Raw genomic sequence first — 21,374 nt, forward strand, 5'->3', positions numbered from 1 at the left:
CCTGAGGAACCGGATGAGCCCTCACCTGCGAGGACCACCGAGACTGCCGGGCCCACCCCGGCCGAGGAGCCGACGGCTGAGAGTGATCCCGAACCGGAGCCGACGGACTCTGACGAGCACAGTCCCGAGCCGAGCAGCACGCCCTCACCCGAGCCCGAACCGGATTCCGACGCGGAAGCAGAAGGAACCAACGCTTCGGATGCCGATGGTGAAAACACTTCGGATGCCGATGGCGAAGACGGGGCCGATGGATTCCATTGCCACGACTTCGGCTGGTGGGAGTACTGCCACTGAGTCACCCGGAGGACGCTCTGCTCAGCCGATTCGCGATTCGCCGACTGCTTCATGGACCTCTGAGGAAGCATCCGCGGCCACCTCGTCGATTGCATCGATCTCCGAGTTGAGGTCTCGGCCCCGGGTCTCCGGAGCTGCGAGTGCTCCGACAAGCCCGCAGGCGGCGAACAGGATGAGAACGAGGGCGACGGGCCACCAGGTTCCCGTGATCGCGGCGACGAGCGAGGCGGCGATGACAGGCGCGAGGCCACCGGAGACCGTCGAACCGATCTCTTTGATCGTCGTCATGAACGTGTAGCGATGCTTCGAGCCGAACAGTTCGACCAGCCAGCTCGACTCGACGCCGTAGAGGTTCGGTACGGGACCGGCGATGAAGAACGCGAAGACGCCGGCGATGACGATCGGATTGCCCGTCTCGATGAGCAGCATCGCCGGGACGGCGAATCCGATCTGGACGAGGGTGATGGTGATGAAGACTGCACGTCGGCCGTACCGATCGGTGAGAGTGCCGACCCAGGGCACAGTCGCGAAGCCGATGACAGTGCCGATCATCAGCCCGGTCGTCACCACGGACGAGTCGACGCCGATAGTGGACACGACCCATCCGACCATGAAGCCCTTGACGAGGTAGACGGACGCGTTCTCGCCCATCCGGATGCCGAGTGCGATGAGGAACGACTTCTTCGACTTTGCCGCCTCGGCCCAGATGCTCGGCTGCTGCCTCTTCGCCTCCTGCTGCTGCTCCCGACGCTGTTTCGCCTCTTCGAAGACCGGCGACTCTCGAACCCGGGTGCGGATCATCAGGGCGACGAAGGTCGTGACGATGCTGAGCAGGAAGGGGATGCGCCAGCCCCAGCTGAGGAATTGCTCATCGGGCATGAGAGTGAGCAGCGACCACAGAGCAGTGGCGAGGAAGACGCCGCTGTTGGTGCCCATGGCCACGATCGCGCCGAAGAGTCCGCGCTTCTTCACAGGTGAGGACTCGACGAGGAGCACCGAGGCACCTGCGAGCTCCGCACCGGCGCCGAATCCCTGCACCAGGCGCAGCAGCACGAGGAGGGCAGGTGCCCAGACCCCGATCTGCGCGTACGTCGGCAGCAGACCGATGCCTGTGGTTCCGATGCCCATGATCGTGAGCGTGATGATGAGGACGAGGCGACGTCCGTGCTTGTCCCCGACCCTGCCGAAGACATATCCGCCGACGGGTCGGACGAGGAAGCCCGAACCATAGACGCCGAGGCTGGAGATGAGTGCGACCGCAGGCGTTTCGTTCGGGAAGAACAACGGCCCGAAGACCAGTGCAGTGGCCAGGGTGTAGAGGGTGAAGTCCATGTACTCCAGGGAGCTGCCCAACCACGATGACCATGCTGCGCGTCGCAGTTCGGTCGGTGTGACGTCGGGATCCTGAGTTCTGGTGGTAGGTGTCGTCGTTGACATCGGCTCTCTCTTCGGAGTGTTCGGTGGGTGGAACGGGCAGCAGTGCCGGAAGCGGCACCGCAACGGATGTATCGGGATCAGCGCAGGTAGATGCGGCTGGGATCGAGCTCTTCGCGCAGGAGGCGCAGCTCTTCCCTGCTCGGGGGTTCGGTCGTCGTGAGGGCCTCGGAGACCTTGAGATCCCATCCGGTGCGGGCGACCACCTCGGCGGCATCGACTCCCGGATGGATCGAGGTCAGCGTCAGTTCTTCATCGGGTTCGGATCTGGTCATGACGCCGAGGTCGGTGATCACGTGAGTCACACCAGCACCTGCCGGTGGCGTCCCCGCCTCGGCGCTCTTCGCCTGGTGCGGACTCGGGGAAGTCACGAAGTCGAGGGTCTCGACGAAGGTGCGCGGAGTGTGGCGGCGCATAACGAGGAATACTTCGGCGGCGCCGGCCATGACTTCGATGGCACCTCCCGAGCCGGGCAGTCGCGAATCCGGGTGGTCCCAATCCGAGCCGATGAGGGTGGAGTTGAGGCTGCCGTACCTGTCGACCTGGGCGGCACCGAGGAATCCCACGTCGATGCGCTGTCCCTGGAGGACGTAGGCGAAGAGGTGGGTCATCGGCATCACCGAGGCGGCCCCGGGGACGAGGATGGAATCGGAGATGCTGCGCGGCAGCGCCGGCGGCCGCGCGCCGGTCACCCCGGACTCGTAGACGATCTCGATCTCCGGTGCCACAGTGTGCTGGGCAAGTGAGACGGCAAGCGTCGGCAGTCCGTGGCCTGCGAAGACGACACGACGGGCAGCCAATGCCCTGGCCGAATGGATGGTCAGCAGCTCGCTGCTCGTCACGGACTCCGGTCCCTCCGCATCGGCGATGGTGACTTCGGCGGTGCTCTCTGTGCGAGCGGTCGCAGTCATACTCGGCCTCCGTAATTCACTGGTGTCGAAAAGGTGTCGCGGATGCTCAGCCGGTCGAAGCGGTCGAGCCCGATCCGGGAGAGGAACTCTTCGTGGTCGGCGGTGCCGTGGATGTTCTCCTCGAGCCAGGCGCTCACCGCAGAGGCCTCGCGTGCGAGCGTCGACCATGCGCGGGAGAACTCGTCGTCCCGGTCGTAGTAGCCCTGCACCGCGTGCGGGTGCGAACCGCGCGGAACCGGTACGACGGAGTCGACGATGTGCGCGGGAATGATCGTGCGATTCGGATCGGAGCGGACGATGTCCTCATCGACGATCTCCTCCACGGTGACGACGAGGCGACGACCGGCGAATGCGGCTTCCGTCTGGATGCCGAGCATCCCCCACGCCTGAACATTGCCCTGGCTGTCGGCGCGCTGAGCGTGAACGATCGTGAGGTCGGGGTTGAGCGCGGGAACGACATGGATCGACGGTCCTCCGTACGGGTCGTCGACCGTTCTGATCCGCGGGTTCTTCTTCGCCAGATCGCTGCCGCGGTAGGAGGCGATCGGCTGGAACGGCAGCTTCGCAGCCCCGGCCTGATAGCGGGCGACCATGCCGCCATGGCTGTACTCGTCGAACCACAGGGGCTCCGGGTCGCAGTGTTCGACGCGGCGACGGAGTTCGTAGAGGGACCCGGCGGAGCTGTTGGCCACGAACGATGAGATGAGCCCCTGCAGGCAGCCGGCTCCGAGCAGTTGGTCGACGATGACATCGCAGGACATCCTCGCGAGAGTGAGACCGGAGAACCGCTGCCGAATGATCTCGTGGGCGGCGGCCACGGGAACGAGGTGGCCGAACCCTTCGAGTGCCACGGTGTCCCCATCGTTCAGATGTGTGCTGACTGCCTCTGACAGACTCGCTGTCTTATCGACCATGGTCCTCCTCGAACGCCGATCCGCTGTGATCCACCTCATCTTCGCAAGATCATTTATGCTAGTCCAATACCAAACTATGGAGCGATTGTTCCCGTTTCAGCATGAGAATCCTCATGGCCTCAGCTGACGGAGCGCAGCCGGCCGGACCGAAGGGAGAGGCGCAGGCACATGAACCTCAAGCAGATCCGGGCATTCCTCGTCATGGCGGAAGAACTCCACTTCGGTCGTGCCGCCGTGCGGCTGCACATGTCCCAACCGCCGCTGAGCCGACTCATCCGAAGCCTGGAGACCTCACTCGGCACCCAGCTCTTCCAACGCACGACGCGAGCGGTGACCCTCACAGCCGCCGGTGAGGCACTGGTCGAGCCCGCTCGGGCGATCGTCACGAGCTTCGAACTCGCCGCCTCTGCTGTGAAGTCCGCCGGCCAGGGCGAGATCGGGCATCTGCGATTGGCGTTCACGGGCATCGCCACGCATGAGCTCGTCGGCAGCCTCTCGCAGGAGGTGCGACGGACCCACCCCGGTATCCAGCTGTCTCTGCAGAGTGCGTCATTCGCGATGCCCGTACTCGATCACATCACCGACGGGTCCTTCGACCTCGCATTCGGCCTTTGGCCGTTCGTTCCGCAGTCGATCGCGACGAGCACCATCTCCGAGGAGACCCTCGTCGTCGCCTTGCCCCACGAACATGCTCTGGCGGACAGAGAGTCCGTGTCCATGGCGGACCTCGAAGCTGAAGACTTCATCACTCTGCCGCACAACCCGGGCTCGCTGACCATCGAGAGACTCCACTCTTTGGCCCATGCCGCGGGATTCAGCCCGAGAGTCGCCCAGACGGCTCCGGACACGTGGACGATCCTCTCCCTCGTCGGAGCCGAGTTCGGCTGTTCGGTCACCGTGTCATCGGTTCCCCGCAATGTCACCTTCCCCAAGGTCAGATTCGTCCCCCTCGACGATGAACAGGGACCCTATCCCCTCCTCATGGCCTGGCGCAGGGACGATGACCGGCCCGCCCTCCACGAGGTTCGGCGTCTGGCAGGAACGCTGTGCGCTCAGGAGCTGTGTTCGTAGGAGCTGGCCCTCAGGAGCTGCGCCTTTAGGATCAGGCACATCGGCCCCCTGGAACCGCTCAGTCCTGCCGGATCCGGTGGGCGTGCGCCACGGCCTCGGCGCGGCTGCGCACACCGAGTTTGCGGTAGAGCGCGGACAGGCGGTTCTTCAGCGTCCCGGACACGACTCCGAACTCCCTGGCGATCTGCGCCACGGACTTCGGGGAGTCGATCGCGAAGAGCAGCGACATCTCGGCCGGGGTGAGGTCGGTCGGGGTGGTCGGCGGTGCCGGAGAGGTCTCCGGAAGTTCGAGCAGTCGTCTCTGCAGCACCGCCGTCGTCACCCCATCGCCGCTGAAGGACCCGGCCAGCGCGTCCCATCCGGGGTGGTCGGCCGAGGCCGAGATGAGCGCTTCCCTGGCCGTCTTCGACAGCTGCACGAGGGCGAACGCCGACGAGGAGATCGCACAGTAGTCGAGCACATGGGCGAAGGCCTCGACAGCCTCGTCACCTCGGCCTTCGTGATGGAGGATGTCGGCACGCAGAGCCATGGCGCAGCTCTTGAGCCTGGGCCCCTGATCTCCATTCAGGATCTGCGCGGTCTCCGACCACAGCCGGTCGTGCTGTCCGAAGGCCAGGGCCTGCCGGGCCTTGACGATCGAGTAACCGGGGCTCTGCGGTCCCATGTGATCACCCAGATCCTGCAGGGTCTTCGCCTCCCCGGCCGCCACGAGAACGAAACCGGCGATGTTGATGAGGGCCGACAGCCGCGAGCTCGGGACACCCGCCATCGGCGTGAACGCGATCCGCGCGTTCTCCGTCAGCAGCTTCGCCGCGATCGAGGCCCGCCCTCGGCACACATAGTAGAGACTGCGGGCGATGTCGGGAATCGGCCCGAGGAACTGAGCGGGCCTCGCCGCGTCGAGCTCGGCCAGGAAACGACCGGCGGCTTCGAGGTCGAGCCGGTCGAGACTGCGCATCATCTCGATGCACACTGCCGTGCGCTCTTCCGGCAGCGCCTCCATTCCGAACCTCCGGGCACTGTCCCGCGCCCGCTCCAGACTGCGATCCATGTCCGATCCGTACCCGTGCCCCATTCCCGCCAGAGCCGTCTCCACCAGCCCGCCGAGCAGCGGGTGCGGCGAGTTCGGAGCGTAGATCTCGGCGAACTGGACGACCCGCTGAAGCACCCCCACCGCTTCGGGGAAGCGCCCGGCGATGACCAGGTTCCGCCCGTGCTCGAGGTTGAGCTCGGCCTGCAGCATGAGCGTGGGCCCAGGTGCCCCCGCGCCGAGGCTGCGCAGTCGTGCCCGCCCGACCTCGATCACGTCCAACGCCGCTTCGTTCTCCCGGTTCAGCCGGTGCGTGCGCGCTTCGAGCATGGTCAGCACGGTCAGCTCGTCAGCGGTCAGCGCGGGCGCGGATTCGGCGAACAGCCGACCGTGCAGTTCGGGCAGGACGATGCTGTCGAAGTCGGTAGCGGCCAGCAGTTCGGCCGCGTCATCGGTGCCGAGCCGCGTTCGCGTGGAGTCGATCCGGCGGGCCGCGCTGCGGGCCAAGGTGAGGATCGGATTCGTCGCCAGCACATCCTCGGGGACGCTGAGATAGGCCTCGATGGAACTGGGCGCATCGATGAAGACGTTGGCCGAACGGCGCGCCCACGCCCGTTCGAGCACACGCCAACCCCTGATCTCGAGGACGAGGTCGAGGAGTTCGGCGAGCCCGTCCCGACTGTCCGAACGCTGCCGACCCACGGCATCGGAGATGGCCGCCCCGAGGGCCTCGTGCGGGCTCTTCGCGGCCAGGCTCGTGTCGACGGAGGTGACGCGGCGCATGAGTGCGCGGATGAGGTCCGGAACCGCGAACACCGCATCGGTGTCGGCGGATGCGGTGAGCAGGCCCTCTGCGGTCAGCAGCGAGGTGAGGTCCTCGGGCGTGGCCGTAGTCGTCACCTCGGCGGCGGTGAACGCGGCATGGACCAGGTCGACCATGCTCGAGGTGATCTGCGGGGTCCACGCGAACAGAGCGAGCAGGTAGAGAGCCCCGTCCTCGCGCGAGGTGCCGGACACCGTAGGAGTGAGCGCGGGGGCGAGCATCGCCACCGTCCGGTCCGGATCCGTGTCGGTCACCGGGACACCGGCGTCGACGCGGGCCCGCACAAGCGCGCCGGCGATGCGCGTGCGGCCGCCGCTTGCACGGAACAGCTGGTCGAGGTCGGCCTCGGCCAGGGATTCGTCGAGGTCGATCGCTGCAGCGAATTCCGCCGCCGAGGCGGCACGAGGTCCGAATTGCGCATCGAATGACGGGGCCTGAGGAGTCGACTCGTCCGGTTTCTCGGGAAGGTTCGAAGGTCTGGCTTTCACGATTGGGGATCTTCTCTCTCGTCTCGGCGCAGGCCGAGGTGGCAGCCGGGGAGCTGCGGGGATAGGGGACGTGCGTTTCACAGTATGGCAGAGTTCGATCGTTACACAACCGAGACAACATCTGACGTTTTTAGTTTAACTTTTAACCTATCATTGGATGGTGGAACACCCCTCTTCGAGAATCCGGAAGTGATAATGACCCAGCAGCCGCCTGCCCCGATGAACCACTCAGGCCAGTGGAACCCCGCGCCGCCCGCATATGGGCAGTACCAGCCCCTCGCCGGGCAGAAATCGTTCCTCGCTACGTGGCTGCTGGCGTGGCTGCTCGGCGGGTTCGGTGCCGATCGCTTCTATCTGGGCAAGATCGGAACGGGCATCCTCAAGCTCATCACCCTCGGCGGCTTCGGCCTGTGGTCGCTGATCGACCTGATCCTCACCCTGGCCGGTGCGCGGAAGGACAAGCACGGTCTGCCCCTCCAGGGCTATGACCAGAACAAGAAGATCGCCTGGATCGTCACCGGCATCTTCTTCGTTCTGGGACTCATCATCGGCGGAGTCGCTGCAGTCTCTGCTCCGGCACCGCAGACCGACGACTCGTCGATCGTCTCGGAGGCCGAAGAGGCAGCCGATGAGGCCCCCGTGGCCGACCCGGCGGAGGAACCTGCTGACGAGCCCGCCGAGGCGGAGCCCGCGGCGGAAGAAGAACCCGCCGAGGAACCGGCCGAAGAACCGGTCGCCGAAGAGCCTGCGGAGGAAGCGCCCGCTGAAGAACCGGCTGACGAGGAGGACGATTCGAGCGTTCCCGCCGAGTACACCTCAGCCCTGACGTCTGCCGAAACCTACTCGGACATGATGCACATGAGCAAGCAGGGCATCTTCGATCAGCTGACGAGCGAATACGGCGACCAGTTCTCCGAGGACGCAGCACAGTACGCCATCGACAACATCAAGGCGGACTGGAACCAGAACGCGCTGGAAACGGCGAAGACCTACCAGGACGATATGGCGATGTCACCCAATGCCATCCACGAACAGCTCACGAGTGAGTACGGCGAACAGTTCACCTCCTCGGAAGCCGACTACGCGATCGAGCACCTCAACGACTGAGACGGCTCAGACCCCGGTCTCGCGCTGAAACAACGCGTGACCTGCATAAGCGGGCGAAGGAAACGATTCCTTCGCCCGCTTTACGTCCACCGGTACTCATATTCCGGTCGACCCGGCGTTCCGTGGCGGGGCTGTTTGACCGCCTGCTTCGTCGCGACCAGATGCTCGAGGTAGCGGCGCACGGTCACGCGTGAGAGTTCGAGCGCCTGCCCGACCTCGGTGGCCGAGACCGGAACCTCGGATTCGCGCACCTCGGCCGAGACTGCCTCGAGCGTTTCGGCGATCAGCCCCTTGGGCAGTCGAGTCGCCGAGACCGAGCGCAGCGCCGACAGCGCATTGTCGACCGAGGCCTGAGTCGCCAGCGAGCCGGACCCGGTGAGCCCGCGCCGGAACTCCCGCTGATTCTCCAGCTTCTCCCTGAACACGGCGAAGGTGAAGGGTTTGATGAGGTACTGGGTGATGCCCGTCGCGATCGCCGAGCGGATCACCTGCAGATGCCTCACCGCGGTGATCGCGATGATGTCGACGTCCTTGCCGCGCGAGTTCAGCCGCTGCGCGACTTCGAGCCCGTGCGAGTCAGTGAGGTTCATGTCGAGCAGGACGATCTCGACGGGAGTGCCGCCCGCGTCGAGTTCGTCGACGCGCTCGATGGCCTCGTGCCCGCTCAGACAGGTTCCGACGACCTCGAACCCGGGCACCCTGGCCACGAAGTCCGCGTGCGCCTGCGCCGTCAGCGGATCGTCCTCGACGATGAGCACGCGCAGTGCGGCGTCATCGCTCATCAGCATCTCCTTCCCCGAGTGGGAGCGTGACCGTGAAGATCGCCCCACCATCGGATTCGACCTCGAGATCCCCACCGAGGCGGCCGACCGCCTGCCGGACGAGCACGAGCCCGAAACCGTGCCCGCCCACATCGGCGAACTCGGACTTCCTCGAAGCGCCGAGGTGGAAGATCGCATCGATCTCATCCTCGTCGATCCCGGGTCCGGAATCCGCGATGGTGATGATGAGCTCCCCGTCGGCGGCGACGAAGTCCGCCCAGACGTGTTTCTCCTCCGAGTCGGCTGCCGCGTCGATGGCGTTGTCGAGGAGGTTGCCGGCGACGGTGACGAGATCGCGCGCGTCGAGGGCACCGGGCGGCAGTTCGCCGGTCGCGGTGACCGTGAGTTCGATGCCGCGCTCGTGAGCCTGCGCGGCCTTGCCGATCATCAGCGCGGTGATGAAGGGTTCGTCGAGGGAGCCGACGAAGGAGTCGGTGAGGCTCTGGGCCTCCTGCTTGTCCTTGACCGCGAAGTCGAGGGCCTCCTGGCTGCGGCCGAGTTCGATGAGCGTGGAGACGGTGTGCAGACGGTTCGCGTGCTCATGCGTCTGCGCCCGCAGCGCCTCGGACAGGGTCGTCATCGTCGCCAGTTCTCCGGTGAGCTCTTGGATGTCCGTGCGGTCGCGCAGAGTGGCCACCGTGCCGCCCCCGCGCCCGGATCCGCGGCCGCTGCGCGGCTGGCTCGCCTTCTTCTGGCTGATGACGAGCACGCGGTCCTCGGTGAGGTGGATTTCGTCGACGGCGACCCGACCGGTCGACAGAAGGTCACGGACTGATTCGGGCAGGGCCACCTCGGCGAGGGCGATGGGGGTGGACTCATCGGGCTCGGGCAGGCCGAGCAGGGCGGCGGCCTCGTCGTTGTAGAGGACGAGGCGACCGGAGTCATCGGCGAGGATGAGCCCTTCGCGCAGCGAATGCAGGGCCGAGTCGTAGAACGCGAAGAGCCGCTTGAGCTCCTCGGGCCCATAGCCGAGAGTCACTTCGCGCAGGTAGCGGCTGAGCAGCCATGAGCCGAGCCCGCCGAGGGCGATCGCGGCCAGCGCGACGATGATGATCTGCGGCAGCGACGCCGCCTGGGCCACGGACAGGGTCTCGAGCGTCACGCCCACGGCGACCATCGCGGTGACCTCGCCGTCGGCGTCCTCGATCGGCACGATCGCGCGCACCGAGGGCCCCAAGGTGCCCGCGTACTCCTCGATCTGGCTGTGCCCGGCCTGTGCTCGGTCGATGGTTCCGAGGTAGTGCCTGCCCAGCTGATCGACGTCCGGGTGGGTGTAGCGGGTGCCGTCGCGATCCATGATCGTGACGAAGTCGACCTCGGCGGTCTTGATCACGGTCAGCGCAAAGGGCTGCAGCTTCGCCGAAGGATCGTCGCCGCTCACGGCAGAGGTCACGAACGGATCGTGCGCGATGGTCTCGGCGATGCTGAGGACCCGGTCGGCGGTGGCCTGGCGGATGTTGTTCTTCGTCGTGACGTAGCTGGTCACCGACAGAGCGGTGCAGACGATGACGATGAGGACGAGCTGGACGAGGAAGAGCCGCCTGGCCAGTGGCCCGCCCTGGGGACGGAAGCGGCGACCCCGCCGAGGTGGGGCCGCCGAATCGTCGATCGCAGGTGCTACCGGCACGGCAGGTCAGCCGACACCGGAGTCATTGTCACTTCTTGCTGCCGCCGGAGATCACGAGGGCGAGGCCGATCGCGGCCAGCCAGGTGTCCTTCGCCAGGGGGATGCCGTCCTGGGACGGGCGGATGCCGTCTTTTTCGGTCATCGAGTCGATGGAGAAGTAGTTCGCGACGAGGCCGGCTGCGAACGTCGTCAGTGCGGCACCGGCGATGCGCGTGGGAACGAAGGGCAGCAGCAGGGCCGAGCCGACGGCGATCTCGCCGTAGCTGAGGAACTTGCCGAACTGCTCTGAGGACATCTTCTCGACCATGGGCACACCGTTGACGGCCATCTGCTGGAGGCCTCCGGCGGTCTCCTCGTCCATGCCGAGCTTGCCGATGCCCGAGTTGAGGATGAAAGCGCCGGGAACTGCGCGCAGAAGTGCTGTACTGAGTTTCATATCCTGCTCCTTCATAGTGGTGTTGTCGCCGGTCTCAAGACTAGCCGTGAGCGAAGCGGGTGCGCCACAGCCCGGGGTCGAACTATTTCTCCGTGCTCGTGCGGATGCGCTCGATGAGATCGTCGAGGGCGTCGTCGAACTCACGCTGGGCATGGTCTTCCATGAGCAGGTCCTGCAGGCGCTCGACCGTGGGGTACTCGGACAGATCCGTCTGCGAGGACGATCCGTCCTCCTCCCCCAAGGCCTCTGGAGTCATCGACGAGGCCTGGAGCAGAAGGGCTCCGACGAGGAAGCTCGTGAAGGCCTTGTAGGCGCCCACGGCCTCTGTGTCGGAGAAGCCGAAGGCCTGCAAAGACGAAAGGAAGTCCTCGACCCAACGAATGCTGCGCGGCGGAGGACGGAGCCAGGGGGCCTGCGGCGGCTGCGTGGCGATGAGTGGGAAGATCCGAGGATGGGCGACGGCCAGCTTGCGAGTCGCGTTGGCGACCCGCTGCAAGTATTCCTCCCATGAGCGCGAGTCCTCTGTCATGAGCTCGTCATCGAAGAGTCCGTCGATGAGTTCGTCGACCATAGCTTCGAGGAGATCCGCCCGCCCGGAGATGTGACGGTACAGAGCCATCGCCTCTACTTCCAGCGCCGTGCCGAGCCGGCGCATAGTGAGCTCGTCGAGACCGCAGCCGTCGACGAAGGCGATCGCAGCTTCGACGATCTGAGCTCGGTCGAGTCGCTGCTGAACCACGTGCACCTTCTTTCCCTCGTCGAACATGTCGCAATATGCGCGGCATATCCCGCCAGTCTACTTGGTCGGGTCAACGAGCTGAGAGGAGTTCTTGAAGGACGATTACGCCGTAAACATCTCATGGTGTCCCAAGCTACCACTCCCCTTACAGCGCGCGGAGCGACCCCTCAGCGAACTCCACGGTAACAATGGGACAGTGCGGGCCATGGGCCGAATTTCTGACCCATACGTCATTGCGCCTGTTCAGAGCCATCTGCTAAGTTGCTTACAACGTAAACGCCAATGACGAACAATGAATTCAGAGGTCTACCCATTCTGGCTGCAGATAAGGAGAGACATTGAGATTCACTGCCGATTGATCTGCGGATCGGGAGCCGCTTCAAGCGTCTCCGCGAAACCTGAATAAGTGCGATTGCGAAAGGAACCAGCATGGATTCTCACAATAAGGCCTCTGACAAGGCAGAAGAGCTCAAGGGCAAGGCCAAGGCCGCTGCCGGCAAAGCCACCGATGACAAGGGCCTCGAAGCCGAAGGCAAGACCGATGCCGCCAAGGGCAAGAGCAAGCAGTTCGGCGACGACGTCAAAGACTCGCTGAAGGGCGTCAAGGACTCGCTCAAGGGTCCGAAGGACTCATCCGAGGACTGAGGGACGCGGTTGAAGGGCGGGGCACCATCCGTCTCCGCCCTTCGGCCATGCTTTCAGATCCCATACGAACGCGCCTGGCCTGTGAGCCGACGAGAGAAGAAGAGAGATGATGGGAACTGAGCGCCATGCTTTCGTCGCGGTGGCCAACCGCCTCCCGGTGGACCGCAGCGATGGGGTCTGGGAGGCCTCCCCCGGTGGGCTGGTCTCGGCCGTGGCCCCCGTCGTGCGCGAGCATAGCGGCGCCTGGGTCGGCTGGGCCGGAACCTATGACGACGACTTCGCACCGTTCGACTTCGATGGGATGAGCCTCGTGCCCGTCTCCCTCAGCGCCGAGGAGCATCGGAGCTACTACGAAGGCTTCTGCAATGCCACGCTGTGGCCGCTGCACCATGGCCTCATCGTCGCTCCGCAGTATCACCGCTCGTGGTGGCGCGCCTACCGCAGCGTCAACGCGAGATTCGCTCAGGCGGCTGTCGATGCCGCCGCCCCCGGTGCGACGATCTGGGTCCACGACTATCATCTCGAACTCGTGCCCGAGATGATCCGCGCTCAGCGCCCGGACGTCCGGATCGGATTCTTCGAACACATTCCCTTCCCTCCTCTCGAGCAGATCGCCCAGCTGCCCTGGCGCGACGAGATCCTCCGCGGCCTCCTCGGCGCTGATGTCATCGGCTTCCAGCGTGAGGCCGATGCCGTGAACTTCCGCCATGCCGCGCAGAAGCTGCTGGGCAGGGACCCCGAGGAGCTCAACTGCCGGGTCGGCACCTACCCGATCTCGATCGATGTCGAGGAGATCCGGGCAGCGGCCGAGTCCCCGACCGTGCAGGAGATGGCGCGATGCTTCCGTCGCGACCTGGGCGATCCGGACACGCTCATCATCGGCGCCGACCGGCTCGACTATTCGAAGGGCATCCTGCACCGACTGTGGGCCTTCGAGGAGCTGCTCGATGACGGCCGGCTCGATGCGGAGAGGACCTGCCTCGCACAGATCGCCGTCCCCTCACGCGAAGGCGTCCGCGCCTACCGGGAGCTGCGCGACGAGGTCGAGCACACGGTCGGGCGCATCAACGGCCGGTTCTCCAGCCTCGGGCGTCATGTCATCCACTACTCCCACCACTCGTATTCGACGGAGGCGGCCGTGGCCCTGTATCTGGCTGCCGACATCCTGCTCGTCACCTCGCTGCGGGACGGCATGAACCTCGTGGCCAAGGAATTCGTCACCGCTCGCCGCGGCAGAGGAGGCGCGCTCGTGCTCTCGGAGTTCGCCGGGGCCGCCGACGAGCTCGACCAGGCCGTCATCGTCAACCCGCACGACAGAGTCGGCTTGAAGAAGGCGATCCATCACGCCGCCTCACTCGACGAAGAGGATGCCCGGACACGTATGGATGCGATGGCCGACACCGTCGCCGCCTTCGACGTCCACCACTGGGCCAGAGCCTTCCTCCACGACCTGCGCGAAGCAGCACCCGCACCGACCTGACACCGGCCGACCGACGGCACCGCGCCGCCCTGAACTCTCATCACCCTCCCGACCACCCAGCACCCAAAACCACCCCTACCCAAGGAGACGACTGTGTACACGATGCTCAACAACCAGATGTCCTCGAAATACGATCTCTACCTGCCCGGCAAGCTCGTCGCCGCGCTGCACTACAAGCTCGAACCCGATGACAACGAAGTCATGTTCATCTACTGCGAAGCCATCGAAGCGTCCGCGGCGGACGACCACCGCAGGGAGCTCATGCGCCGGGCACTCGACGATGTGCGCAGCCGCCGACTGAAGCTCACCATCACCTGCCCCATCGCGCGCAAGGCCCTCGAAGAGGCGGACACGGCCATGTCGTGAACACTATGAACGCAACCGAGACACCGGTCACAGTTCCTGCCAATCTTGTCGGGTAAATCACCCCCGCGGCCCAGCGCCGCGCGCGATCGGCGCCCACCGCAGGGCGTCGGTTGCGGACAGAGCATCGCATGGAGGAACGATGGCAACGTCGCCACACAACGAAGAAGCAACACCCGCGGTAAGCACGCCGCCGCGGAAGAAGGATCGTACGCACTGGCTCTACATCATGGTCATCGTCGCGGTCATCGCCGGTGCCGCCATCGGCCTCATCGCCCCCGAAGCCGGCATCGCCCTCAAACCTCTGGGCACGGCATTCGTCGCGCTCATCAAGATGATCATCGCCCCGGTCATCTTCTGCACCATCGTCCTCGGCGTCGGGTCCGTGGCGAGGGCGGCCACCGTCGGCAAGGTCGGGGGTCTCGCACTCATCTACTTCCTCGTCATGGCGACCCTCGCCTTGGTCATCGGCCTCGTCGTCGGCAACCTCATCCACCCCGGTTCCGGCCTGCACATCACCCCCTATGAGGAGTCCTCCGGCGGAGGCGACAATGCCACCGTCGAGTTCCTCATGAGCCTCATTCCCGGCGACATCCCGGTGCTGCCGACCCTCGTGCTCGCCCTCCTCGTCGGGTTCGCACTGCAGTCGATGGGCAAGGCCGGCGAACCGGTGCTGAACGGCATCAAGCACATCCAGGCAGTCGTCTTCAAGCTCATGATGATGATCATGTGGGCCGCTCCCGTCGGCGCATTCGGTGCGATCGCCGCGGTCGTCGGCGCCACCGGCTGGGCCGCGATCGGCGCGATGGCCACCCTCATGGGAGCCTTCTACCTCACCTGCGCCCTGTTCATCGTCATCGTCCTCGGCGGGCTGCTCAAGGTCGTCACCGGCCTCAACATCTTCCTGCTGCTGAAGTACCTGGCCCGTGAGTTCCTGCTCATCTTCTCCACCTCGTCCTCGGAGTCGGCCCTGCCGCGCCTGATCGCGAAGATGGAGCATGCCGGAGTCTCGAAGCCGGTCGTCGGCATCACCGTGCCCACCGGCTACTCGTTCAACCTCGACGGCACCGCCATCTACCTGACCATGGCCTCGCTGTTCGTGTCCTCGGCTATGGGCATGCCGATGTCGATCCCCGAGCAGATCTCGCTGCTGGTGTTCATGATCATCGCTTCCAAGGGCGCCGCTGGTGTCACCGGTGCGGGCCTGGCCACGTTGGCCGCAGGTCTGCAGTCACACCGTCCCGAGCTGCTCGACGGCATGGGCGTCATCGTCGGCATCGACAAGTTCATGTCCGAGTGCCGTGCACTGACGAACTTCACGGGCAACGCCGTGGCCACCCTGCTCATCGGCAAGTGGACCGGAGAGATCGACCTCGACCAGGCGCGCGCGACGCTGGCCGGCCAGAGTCCGTTCGACGAGCTCTCGCTCGAGCCGGATGCCCACGGTGCGCCTTCCGACGCCGAGGCGGCCGAAGACGTCGAAGCGGCCGTTTTCGAAGAGAGCGAGAAGGAGAAGATCGCCGCCGCGAGCTGATCTCCGGTCGTTCCCGCATCACAACCACCACGGGTGCCGATGTCCTCATCGTGAGGACGCCGGCACCCGTGGTGGTTCGTCTCCCCTCGCCGAGGTGGCCGTGGCTTCATGGCTCCCCCCACCAGCCGACCGACTTGGATGAGACTTGTGGAAAAGGTGACCGGGCCCCCTTCACAACGGGCCGATCGTAGTCGACTGAATAGCCGCCCTGAATCTTACACAGCAGATAGCTCTTTAAAGCGCGCAACATACTCACAGTAAAATTCATTGCGCCATTTACTGGTCTTAGAGTATCTTTGTGTCATGACTTCGGATGAGAAAGCCATCAGAGCGCTCGAGGGCTCGGGCCTGCTCGACGTACTCAAATGGGCCGCTCCCGCGGCGTTCAGAGCGACCGACCAAATGTATGACGAAGACCAGGGCCACGATCGAGGAGTAGTGGGGTACCTCAACTACAAACACTTCACAAACCGTATTGACCGAGCAACTTCCAACGAGCAGTACATGCTCGGCAAAGATGTCGATGGCGCCTCAGACGACGTGGTCGGGCGCGGCATCACTCCCGATGAGCTCCACTCGATGCCAGATATTCCAGCCGGCGCGATTAAACGTAGCAACTATAAAAACTCGCCAGGTTGGACCATTCCGGGCTATCGAGTCCTGCTGCAGTCGTTTTTCCTGGGCGGGATTGACGAGATCAAATGGGAACAGCGGAGCAATGCAAAACGTCAAGTTGCTTCACAGCCCTATTCCTATCAAGACGCGCTCTTCGAAGCAGAGGATTTCGGCCTCGAGCTGCTTGGAGGCATCCCAGACGACGATGCGTTTGACGGTGTGACCCTTGTCGCGGCTCACGCCTTTGATCCAGCGAGCAAGCAGTTCGAGCTCTACATCGGCCAAAGCAAGAACCCTGAGTTTCGAAATGATTCCTGTTGGTATTGGAAGCTGTCGCTTCTGTCGAGCGGCACTATGATGAGTGTCGCGGGGCAGCCTATTCCAGCACCAATTCCGAACGACGGTGCCTCAACTGAAGTCGAAGATGTGCCGGTGCGCATCAAGAAGACCACCAAGGACGAGGGGACGGGTTCCATCCATGACTGAGCGGCGTCGGTCGCTTAATATGCTCACTGCCGCAGCTTCATTCTTCAATGGTGAACGCTTAACCATGGCCCGCCAGCTGGCCGGTCTGAAAAAGTCACATCTCGCTTCGTTGATCGAAATGTCACCAGCCTCAGTAACCGCGTGGGAAAGCGGCACCAAACAACCGAATCGGGCAACTGTGGCCAAGCTCGCGTTGGCACTCCACGTCGAGCCTCAGTTCTTCGGCGGTGGAGCACCCCCGAGGATTAATAGGCCCCATTTCCGTTCTTTGCGTTCAACACCCCAGATCGCAAGAGACGGGGCCGAGGCGTTTGGACAATCTGTTGCTGAGCTCGCAGACATGCTGGAAAACGCGGTCGAATTCCCAAATGTTTCTCTACCAGATTTTCCAATCGATTCAGAGACTAATTTGATGACTCCGGAAAAGGCCGCACTTGAGACGCGTACCTTCTTTGGCATTTCCGCCGGTCCGGTGCAACACGTAGTGCGTCAAGTAGAACGCAATGGTGTCGTAGTGGTGTTCAGCGAACCTGGCATGGCGGCGATCGACGCCTATTCCTTTCGCTCTGCGGCCCGTCCCGTAATCGTATTGAATCCCGTGAAAGACGATTATTACCGTCAGCGATTTGATGTCGCACACGAGTTAGGCCATCTCATCATGCACCACGACGCCGAGCCGGGTGGAAAGATGGCTGAGGCCCAGGCCAATCGTTTTGCATCCGAATTTCTAATGCCGGCTGCGGAGATCTCTCAGTATCTTCCCTCGTCTACTGCAGGCAAGGCCTGGGCACAACTCGCCGAAGTGAAAGAGTACTGGGGCGTTAGTCTTGCGGCGCTCCTCTTCCGCGCTCGCTCATTAGACATCATGAGCGACGTTTCCTACCGCAATGCAATGATCAGAATGTCACAAAACGGCTGGCGCCGAGCTGAACCTGGCCGGATTTCAACCCTTGAAATGCCGTCAATGTTGCCTCGCGCCAAGGAGCTGCTCAGCGACTCGGGCATTGATGCCAACACGTTCCTGGCAGGCTCCGGGTTTCCAGTGAATCTATTTGACGTCGCAACTTCACGAATCCCGAGCACAGCTAGTTCCGAATTCTAGAGGAGCTGGGCTCGCCTGCCGTGGGCCTGCAATCGCCTCGCTCCGAGCGGATAATCGGCAAGTGTGGACGAACTAGAACGCGAGTAAGCACGAAAATCCTGGCCTGTGCGAGCTCGGTCGGCACTTGAAGAGCAGCCAGAACCATGGACGAAATTTACGCGTGAAGTGTGCTAAGACGACGGATGAGTTGTGCACGGGCATGCAACTCACCCGCTAGCGACACCAAATCCTGGTCTAAGATTTCGACGTCTCGCCGTGCCAGCCCTGTGGGTCGGAACCCGTGCGGTGAGCTCCTGCGCCAGCCCGACGCCCACAGGACGTCGGTCCCGCGGTGTTTCGTCTTCCCTCGCTGAAGCGGCCGCAGCAGGATGCAAACCCACCCTCCCCAGAAACTCACCCTTTGGACATCACAAAAACCGTCACCGAGCTCCCGGCGAGGTCGATCCTCAGCTTCCCATCCCCCGTCTCGTCACTCGGAGCCGGCGACGAACTCGAGCCAGCCGACGCATTCACCGAGTCCGTCGGCTCCTCCCCACTGAACGGAACATCGGCAGGCAACGGGTTCGCAGGCACCACCTGCGTCGCACTCTTGACATCATTCGACGCCCCATAAACCTGCGCGGCCGAATCGACAGCGAACCCCGAAGGCATCGACAACGTCACAGGATTGCCGCCGACCTTCGCGGCGTCGTTCGCGTTGATCACCGTCGTCACCAGAGTGCGGCCGTCGTTCTTGACCACGGTGTAGGCGCTCATGTTCCCACCCCCGGAGACCGACGTGCGAGTGAAGTGCCCGCCCAGGCTGGGCACGAGCAGTCGCAACCCGAGCATGTTCGGACGCACCTGGAACTCATTCGACCGCTGCCCGTGATCGGCCGGATCGCAGATGAGCGACATCGGAGCTCCCCCACTGCAGGCTCCGAGCATCGAGTGCATGGCCATGCGTTCGACCCCGAGAGTGGCCGCATAGAGCGTGTAGTCGGCCGCCCACAGCGCCGAGGCATTCGTCAGTGAGGTGTCGTTCGTGCCCGGGCAGCTCGTCGGCCCGGTCTCTTCGAGCCAAAGCGGCAGGCCTGCGGCGTCAGCTTTGTCCTTGCCGATGCCGAGGTTCTTCTTCGCCGCCTGCTTCGCCAACGGGTCGATGAGGTTCGCCGCCTGCGGGCCGCGACCGGGCACCTGGGTGGCGTCACAGTCGTAGAGCTGGTACCAATGCTGCGCGATCGCGGCCTTGTTCTTCACACCAGAGTCTGCGAAGGCCGTCATCCATGCTCCGTCATAGACATCGGGGCCGATGATCGGCGCTTCGGGACGTTTCGCATGGATCGCTTTGGCGTACGATTCGAGCTGCTTAACGTATTTGTCCTCGTTCCAACTATCACCACGCACGGCGCCACCGGGAACATCGTCGACGGTATACCCGTTCGGTTCGTTTCCGATCCCAAGACCGACAAGGGAATCGCCGAGGATGTCGATCGCGTACGCGGCCATGTCCGCTCCACGCCTCGGATCGTAGGTGCCTAGGGGAATGCCGATGGTCACCGTAGAACCGGTAGCGTCAACGAGCTTCTTCAGCCTCTTGAAGTCACCAGGAGTGATGATGACCTTTTCGCCGTGCTTCGGCTTCTCTCCCTTGGACGTCCAGAACGTCCTCCGGTCGAGGGCATTGCCGGCGAACCGCAGTGCCGGAGACCCGAGCGCCTTCAGCTGCTCGTCGAGATTGGATTTCGACGGATCGAGCCGAGGGTCGGCCAGATCGGTGGCCTCGAAGGAGACCCCGATGTTGTCAGCTGTGAACTCAGGGCCGGTCCGGTCAGCCGTCGCAGTGACAGTTGCAGATTCGCCCGAGGCAGTGTCGACAATCGCCTGTTCGAATTCAGTCGGCGTGGGACTCGGATCTGGGTAGGGCGATGAATCATCTGAATCGAACCACGAGCATCCCGACAAAACGAGAGCGAGCGCCACGACGCCGCCCTGGATACTCCTTCTGATGTTCACTGCAATAACTTTGCCCTCTTCCCCCGGAATCAACAACTTCCACAGTCGCAATTGAGACGCCGCCTGTGCCTTCGAGCCTAGATCCCATGTCCGCATCACCTCCCGCCGAGGCGCCCGCCCCGCAGTCATGGCATCGTAGGGGTGGAGATCACGCCACCCGATGAGAGGACCCACTGTGCCCGAAAGCTCCGGCAGTTTCTCCCTCACTCCCGTCCGCGGAGCATTGGGCCTGTCGGTTGCGATGGGCATGGGGCGGTTCTTCTACACCCCGGCGCTGCCGCTCATGGTCGCGGCACTGCACTGGAGCTCCGCCCCCGGCGCATGGATCGCTACGTTGAACTACGTCGGCTACTTCATCGGCACTCTCGTCATCGCCCGACGTTGGGTCGAACCCAACCGGTTCGTCTACCGCCTCAGTCTCATCGTCTCCACCGTGGGGTTGGCCGCGGTCTCCCTCACACCGAACCTGCTGTGGCAGGGCAGCATCCGCACAGTCGCGGGAATCGCCTCGGGGCTGATCTTCGTGTGCGTGACCCAACGCATTCCCGCGAACTCCCGGAAGCCCCACGACGGCGGCATCTCCTACGGCGGGGTGGGCTTCGGCATTCTCGTCTCCGGGGCCATCGTGCTCGCCGCCGGCAGCTTCGCCGACTGGCGTCAGCTGTGGCTCATCTGCGCGGCCGTGTCCGCAGTCTTCTCGATCATCGCATGGACCTGGCCGATCCCCTCCCACATCCCCGCCTCCCCTGCCACGAAGCTGGCGGATCCCCGCCCCGACACCGGCGCAACAACCGAACCCACCGCCGCCCTCACCGAGGCGGACTCCCCCTTCGACGCCAACCGCCGCCGAGCCATGGCCATCCTCTCCACCGGCTACTTCTTCCAAGGCGGCGGCTACATCATCATCGGCACCTATCTCGTGGTCCTAGCCGGGCCCGTCTTCGGCGAGACTGCCGCCGCCTCGACATGGCTCATCGCTGGGATCGCCACAGCGGCTTCTCCCCTGACCTGGTCGGCAGTCGCTGCCCGCATCGGCACGGTCAAATCCCTGACTCTCTGTTACTGCCTTCAGGTGTTCGGCGCTCTGCTCGCCGTCTTCGGTTCTTCCCCCATCGTCCTATTCATCGCTGCGGCCCTCTTCGGATTCACGTTCATCGGGGTCGTCATGATGACGATCGGCGTCGGCACGCAGATGGGAGTCACGAACGCCTCGGCGAAGCTGACGTCTTGGTACAGCATCGGCCAGATCGTCGGCCCTGCCGTCGTCGCAGCAGCTCTGAGCGAGAACATCGCCGCGGCCTTCATCGCCTCAGCGATCGCTCTGGCCGTCGCCATGGCCCTGACTCTGACCGGCATTCTCACCGGCAACGTTGACCGCTGAACCGCACCGAGGTGGCACATACCCGACCTCGCGTGTCAGACTACGAAGGCGATTGCCATTTCAACGATCACATATGTT

General features: G+C 64.1%; 18 protein-coding genes. 9 read left to right on the forward strand and 9 right to left on the reverse strand.

The features are described from left to right. Window positions 1-315 precede the first annotated feature (315 nt). From IHE57_RS13495 to IHE57_RS13505, 3 genes are all read right to left on the reverse strand, one after another. Entirely contained in the window at window positions 316-1,731 is a 1,416-nt protein-coding gene (locus IHE57_RS13495) for an MFS transporter (RefSeq protein ID WP_209373764.1), read from the reverse strand. Window positions 1,732-1,808: 77 nt separating this feature from the next. Further along, on the reverse strand, window positions 1,809-2,639 hold the full coding sequence (locus IHE57_RS13500; protein WP_209373766.1) for a CoA-transferase subunit beta: 831 nt from the start codon (window positions 2,637-2,639) through the stop codon (window positions 1,809-1,811). Further along, window positions 2,636-3,553, reverse strand: a complete 918-nt coding sequence (locus IHE57_RS13505; RefSeq protein WP_209373768.1) for a CoA transferase subunit A — start codon at window positions 3,551-3,553, stop codon at window positions 2,636-2,638. The genes IHE57_RS13500 and IHE57_RS13505 overlap by 4 nt, the downstream gene beginning before the upstream one ends. Window positions 3,554-3,721: 168 nt before the next feature. Between IHE57_RS13505 and IHE57_RS13510 the strand changes: the two genes are divergently transcribed. Then, window positions 3,722-4,624: a LysR substrate-binding domain-containing protein gene (locus IHE57_RS13510; protein ID WP_209373770.1), complete on the forward strand. Its 903-nt coding sequence runs from the start codon at window positions 3,722-3,724 to the stop codon at window positions 4,622-4,624. Between the two features lie 58 nt (window positions 4,625-4,682). Here IHE57_RS13510 and IHE57_RS16785 read toward each other — a convergent pair whose 3' ends face one another. Next, window positions 4,683-6,965, reverse strand: coding sequence for a helix-turn-helix transcriptional regulator (locus IHE57_RS16785; RefSeq protein ID WP_209373772.1), 2,283 nt, complete (start codon window positions 6,963-6,965; stop codon window positions 4,683-4,685). A 195-nt stretch (window positions 6,966-7,160) separates the two neighbouring features. Here IHE57_RS16785 and IHE57_RS13520 point away from each other — a divergent pair, with 195 nt between their 5' ends. Further along, window positions 7,161-8,072, forward strand: coding sequence for an Ltp family lipoprotein (locus IHE57_RS13520; RefSeq protein ID WP_253720276.1), 912 nt, complete (start codon window positions 7,161-7,163; stop codon window positions 8,070-8,072). Window positions 8,073-8,152: 80 nt separating this feature from the next. Here the strand turns inward: IHE57_RS13520 and IHE57_RS13525 are convergent, their stop codons facing one another. The 4 genes from IHE57_RS13525 to IHE57_RS13540 all read right to left on the reverse strand — a co-directional run bounded on the left by IHE57_RS13525 (window position 8,153) and on the right by IHE57_RS13540 (window position 11,695). Continuing rightward, a complete protein-coding gene (locus IHE57_RS13525) occupies window positions 8,153-8,854 on the reverse strand; it encodes a response regulator (protein ID WP_209373774.1) in 702 nt (233 codons plus the stop codon). After that, complete coding sequence (locus tag IHE57_RS13530; RefSeq protein WP_209373861.1) at window positions 8,844-10,502, reverse strand: ATP-binding protein; 1,659 nt, start codon at window positions 10,500-10,502, stop codon at window positions 8,844-8,846. The genes IHE57_RS13525 and IHE57_RS13530 overlap by 11 nt, the downstream gene beginning before the upstream one ends. 46 nt (window positions 10,503-10,548) lie before the next feature. Beyond that, window positions 10,549-10,956, reverse strand: coding sequence for a hypothetical protein (locus IHE57_RS13535; protein WP_209373776.1), 408 nt, complete (start codon window positions 10,954-10,956; stop codon window positions 10,549-10,551). 82 nt (window positions 10,957-11,038) lie between these two features. Continuing rightward, window positions 11,039-11,695: a TetR/AcrR family transcriptional regulator gene (locus IHE57_RS13540; RefSeq protein WP_209373778.1), complete on the reverse strand. Its 657-nt coding sequence runs from the start codon at window positions 11,693-11,695 to the stop codon at window positions 11,039-11,041. A 429-nt stretch (window positions 11,696-12,124) separates the two neighbouring features. On the opposite strand from IHE57_RS13540, the gene IHE57_RS13545 reads away from it, so the two are divergent. The 6 genes from IHE57_RS13545 (at window position 12,125) to IHE57_RS13570 (ending at window position 17,920) form a co-directional block, all read left to right on the forward strand. Continuing rightward, window positions 12,125-12,340 carry a CsbD family protein gene (locus tag IHE57_RS13545; protein ID WP_209326163.1) on the forward strand — a complete coding sequence of 72 codons (216 nt, stop codon included), beginning with the start codon at window positions 12,125-12,127 and terminating at the stop codon, window positions 12,338-12,340. Window positions 12,341-12,449: 109 nt separating this feature from the next. Beyond that, window positions 12,450-13,820, forward strand: a complete 1,371-nt coding sequence (locus IHE57_RS13550; RefSeq protein ID WP_209326162.1) for an alpha,alpha-trehalose-phosphate synthase (UDP-forming) — start codon at window positions 12,450-12,452, stop codon at window positions 13,818-13,820. Window positions 13,821-13,913: 93 nt separating this feature from the next. After that, window positions 13,914-14,186: a GNAT family protein gene (locus tag IHE57_RS13555; RefSeq protein WP_209326161.1), complete on the forward strand. Its 273-nt coding sequence runs from the start codon at window positions 13,914-13,916 to the stop codon at window positions 14,184-14,186. Window positions 14,187-14,325: 139 nt separating this feature from the next. Beyond that, the gene (locus tag IHE57_RS13560; RefSeq protein WP_209373780.1) at window positions 14,326-15,717 is read left to right on the forward strand and encodes a cation:dicarboxylate symporter family transporter; all 1,392 of its coding nucleotides are present in this window, start codon (window positions 14,326-14,328) and stop codon (window positions 15,715-15,717) included. 303 nt (window positions 15,718-16,020) lie between these two features. Next, a complete protein-coding gene (locus IHE57_RS13565; RefSeq protein WP_209373782.1) occupies window positions 16,021-16,818 on the forward strand; it encodes a hypothetical protein in 798 nt (265 codons plus the stop codon). Between the two features lie 19 nt (window positions 16,819-16,837). Further along, the gene (locus IHE57_RS13570; RefSeq protein WP_209373784.1) at window positions 16,838-17,920 is read left to right on the forward strand and encodes an XRE family transcriptional regulator; all 1,083 of its coding nucleotides are present in this window, start codon (window positions 16,838-16,840) and stop codon (window positions 17,918-17,920) included. A gap of 393 nt (window positions 17,921-18,313) precedes the next feature. Here the strand turns inward: IHE57_RS13570 and IHE57_RS13575 are convergent, their stop codons facing one another. Then, the gene (locus IHE57_RS13575; RefSeq protein ID WP_366933963.1) at window positions 18,314-19,915 is read right to left on the reverse strand and encodes a hypothetical protein; all 1,602 of its coding nucleotides are present in this window, start codon (window positions 19,913-19,915) and stop codon (window positions 18,314-18,316) included. A gap of 175 nt (window positions 19,916-20,090) precedes the next feature. On the opposite strand from IHE57_RS13575, the gene IHE57_RS13580 reads away from it, so the two are divergent. Continuing rightward, on the forward strand, window positions 20,091-21,296 hold the full coding sequence (locus IHE57_RS13580) for a YbfB/YjiJ family MFS transporter (protein ID WP_209373786.1): 1,206 nt from the start codon (window positions 20,091-20,093) through the stop codon (window positions 21,294-21,296). The last annotated feature ends 78 nt before the right edge of the window (window positions 21,297-21,374 follow it).

This window comes from Brevibacterium renqingii (assembly GCF_017808105.1).
In the GTDB taxonomy this organism is placed as follows: Bacteria; Actinomycetota; Actinomycetes; order Actinomycetales; family Brevibacteriaceae; genus Brevibacterium; species Brevibacterium renqingii.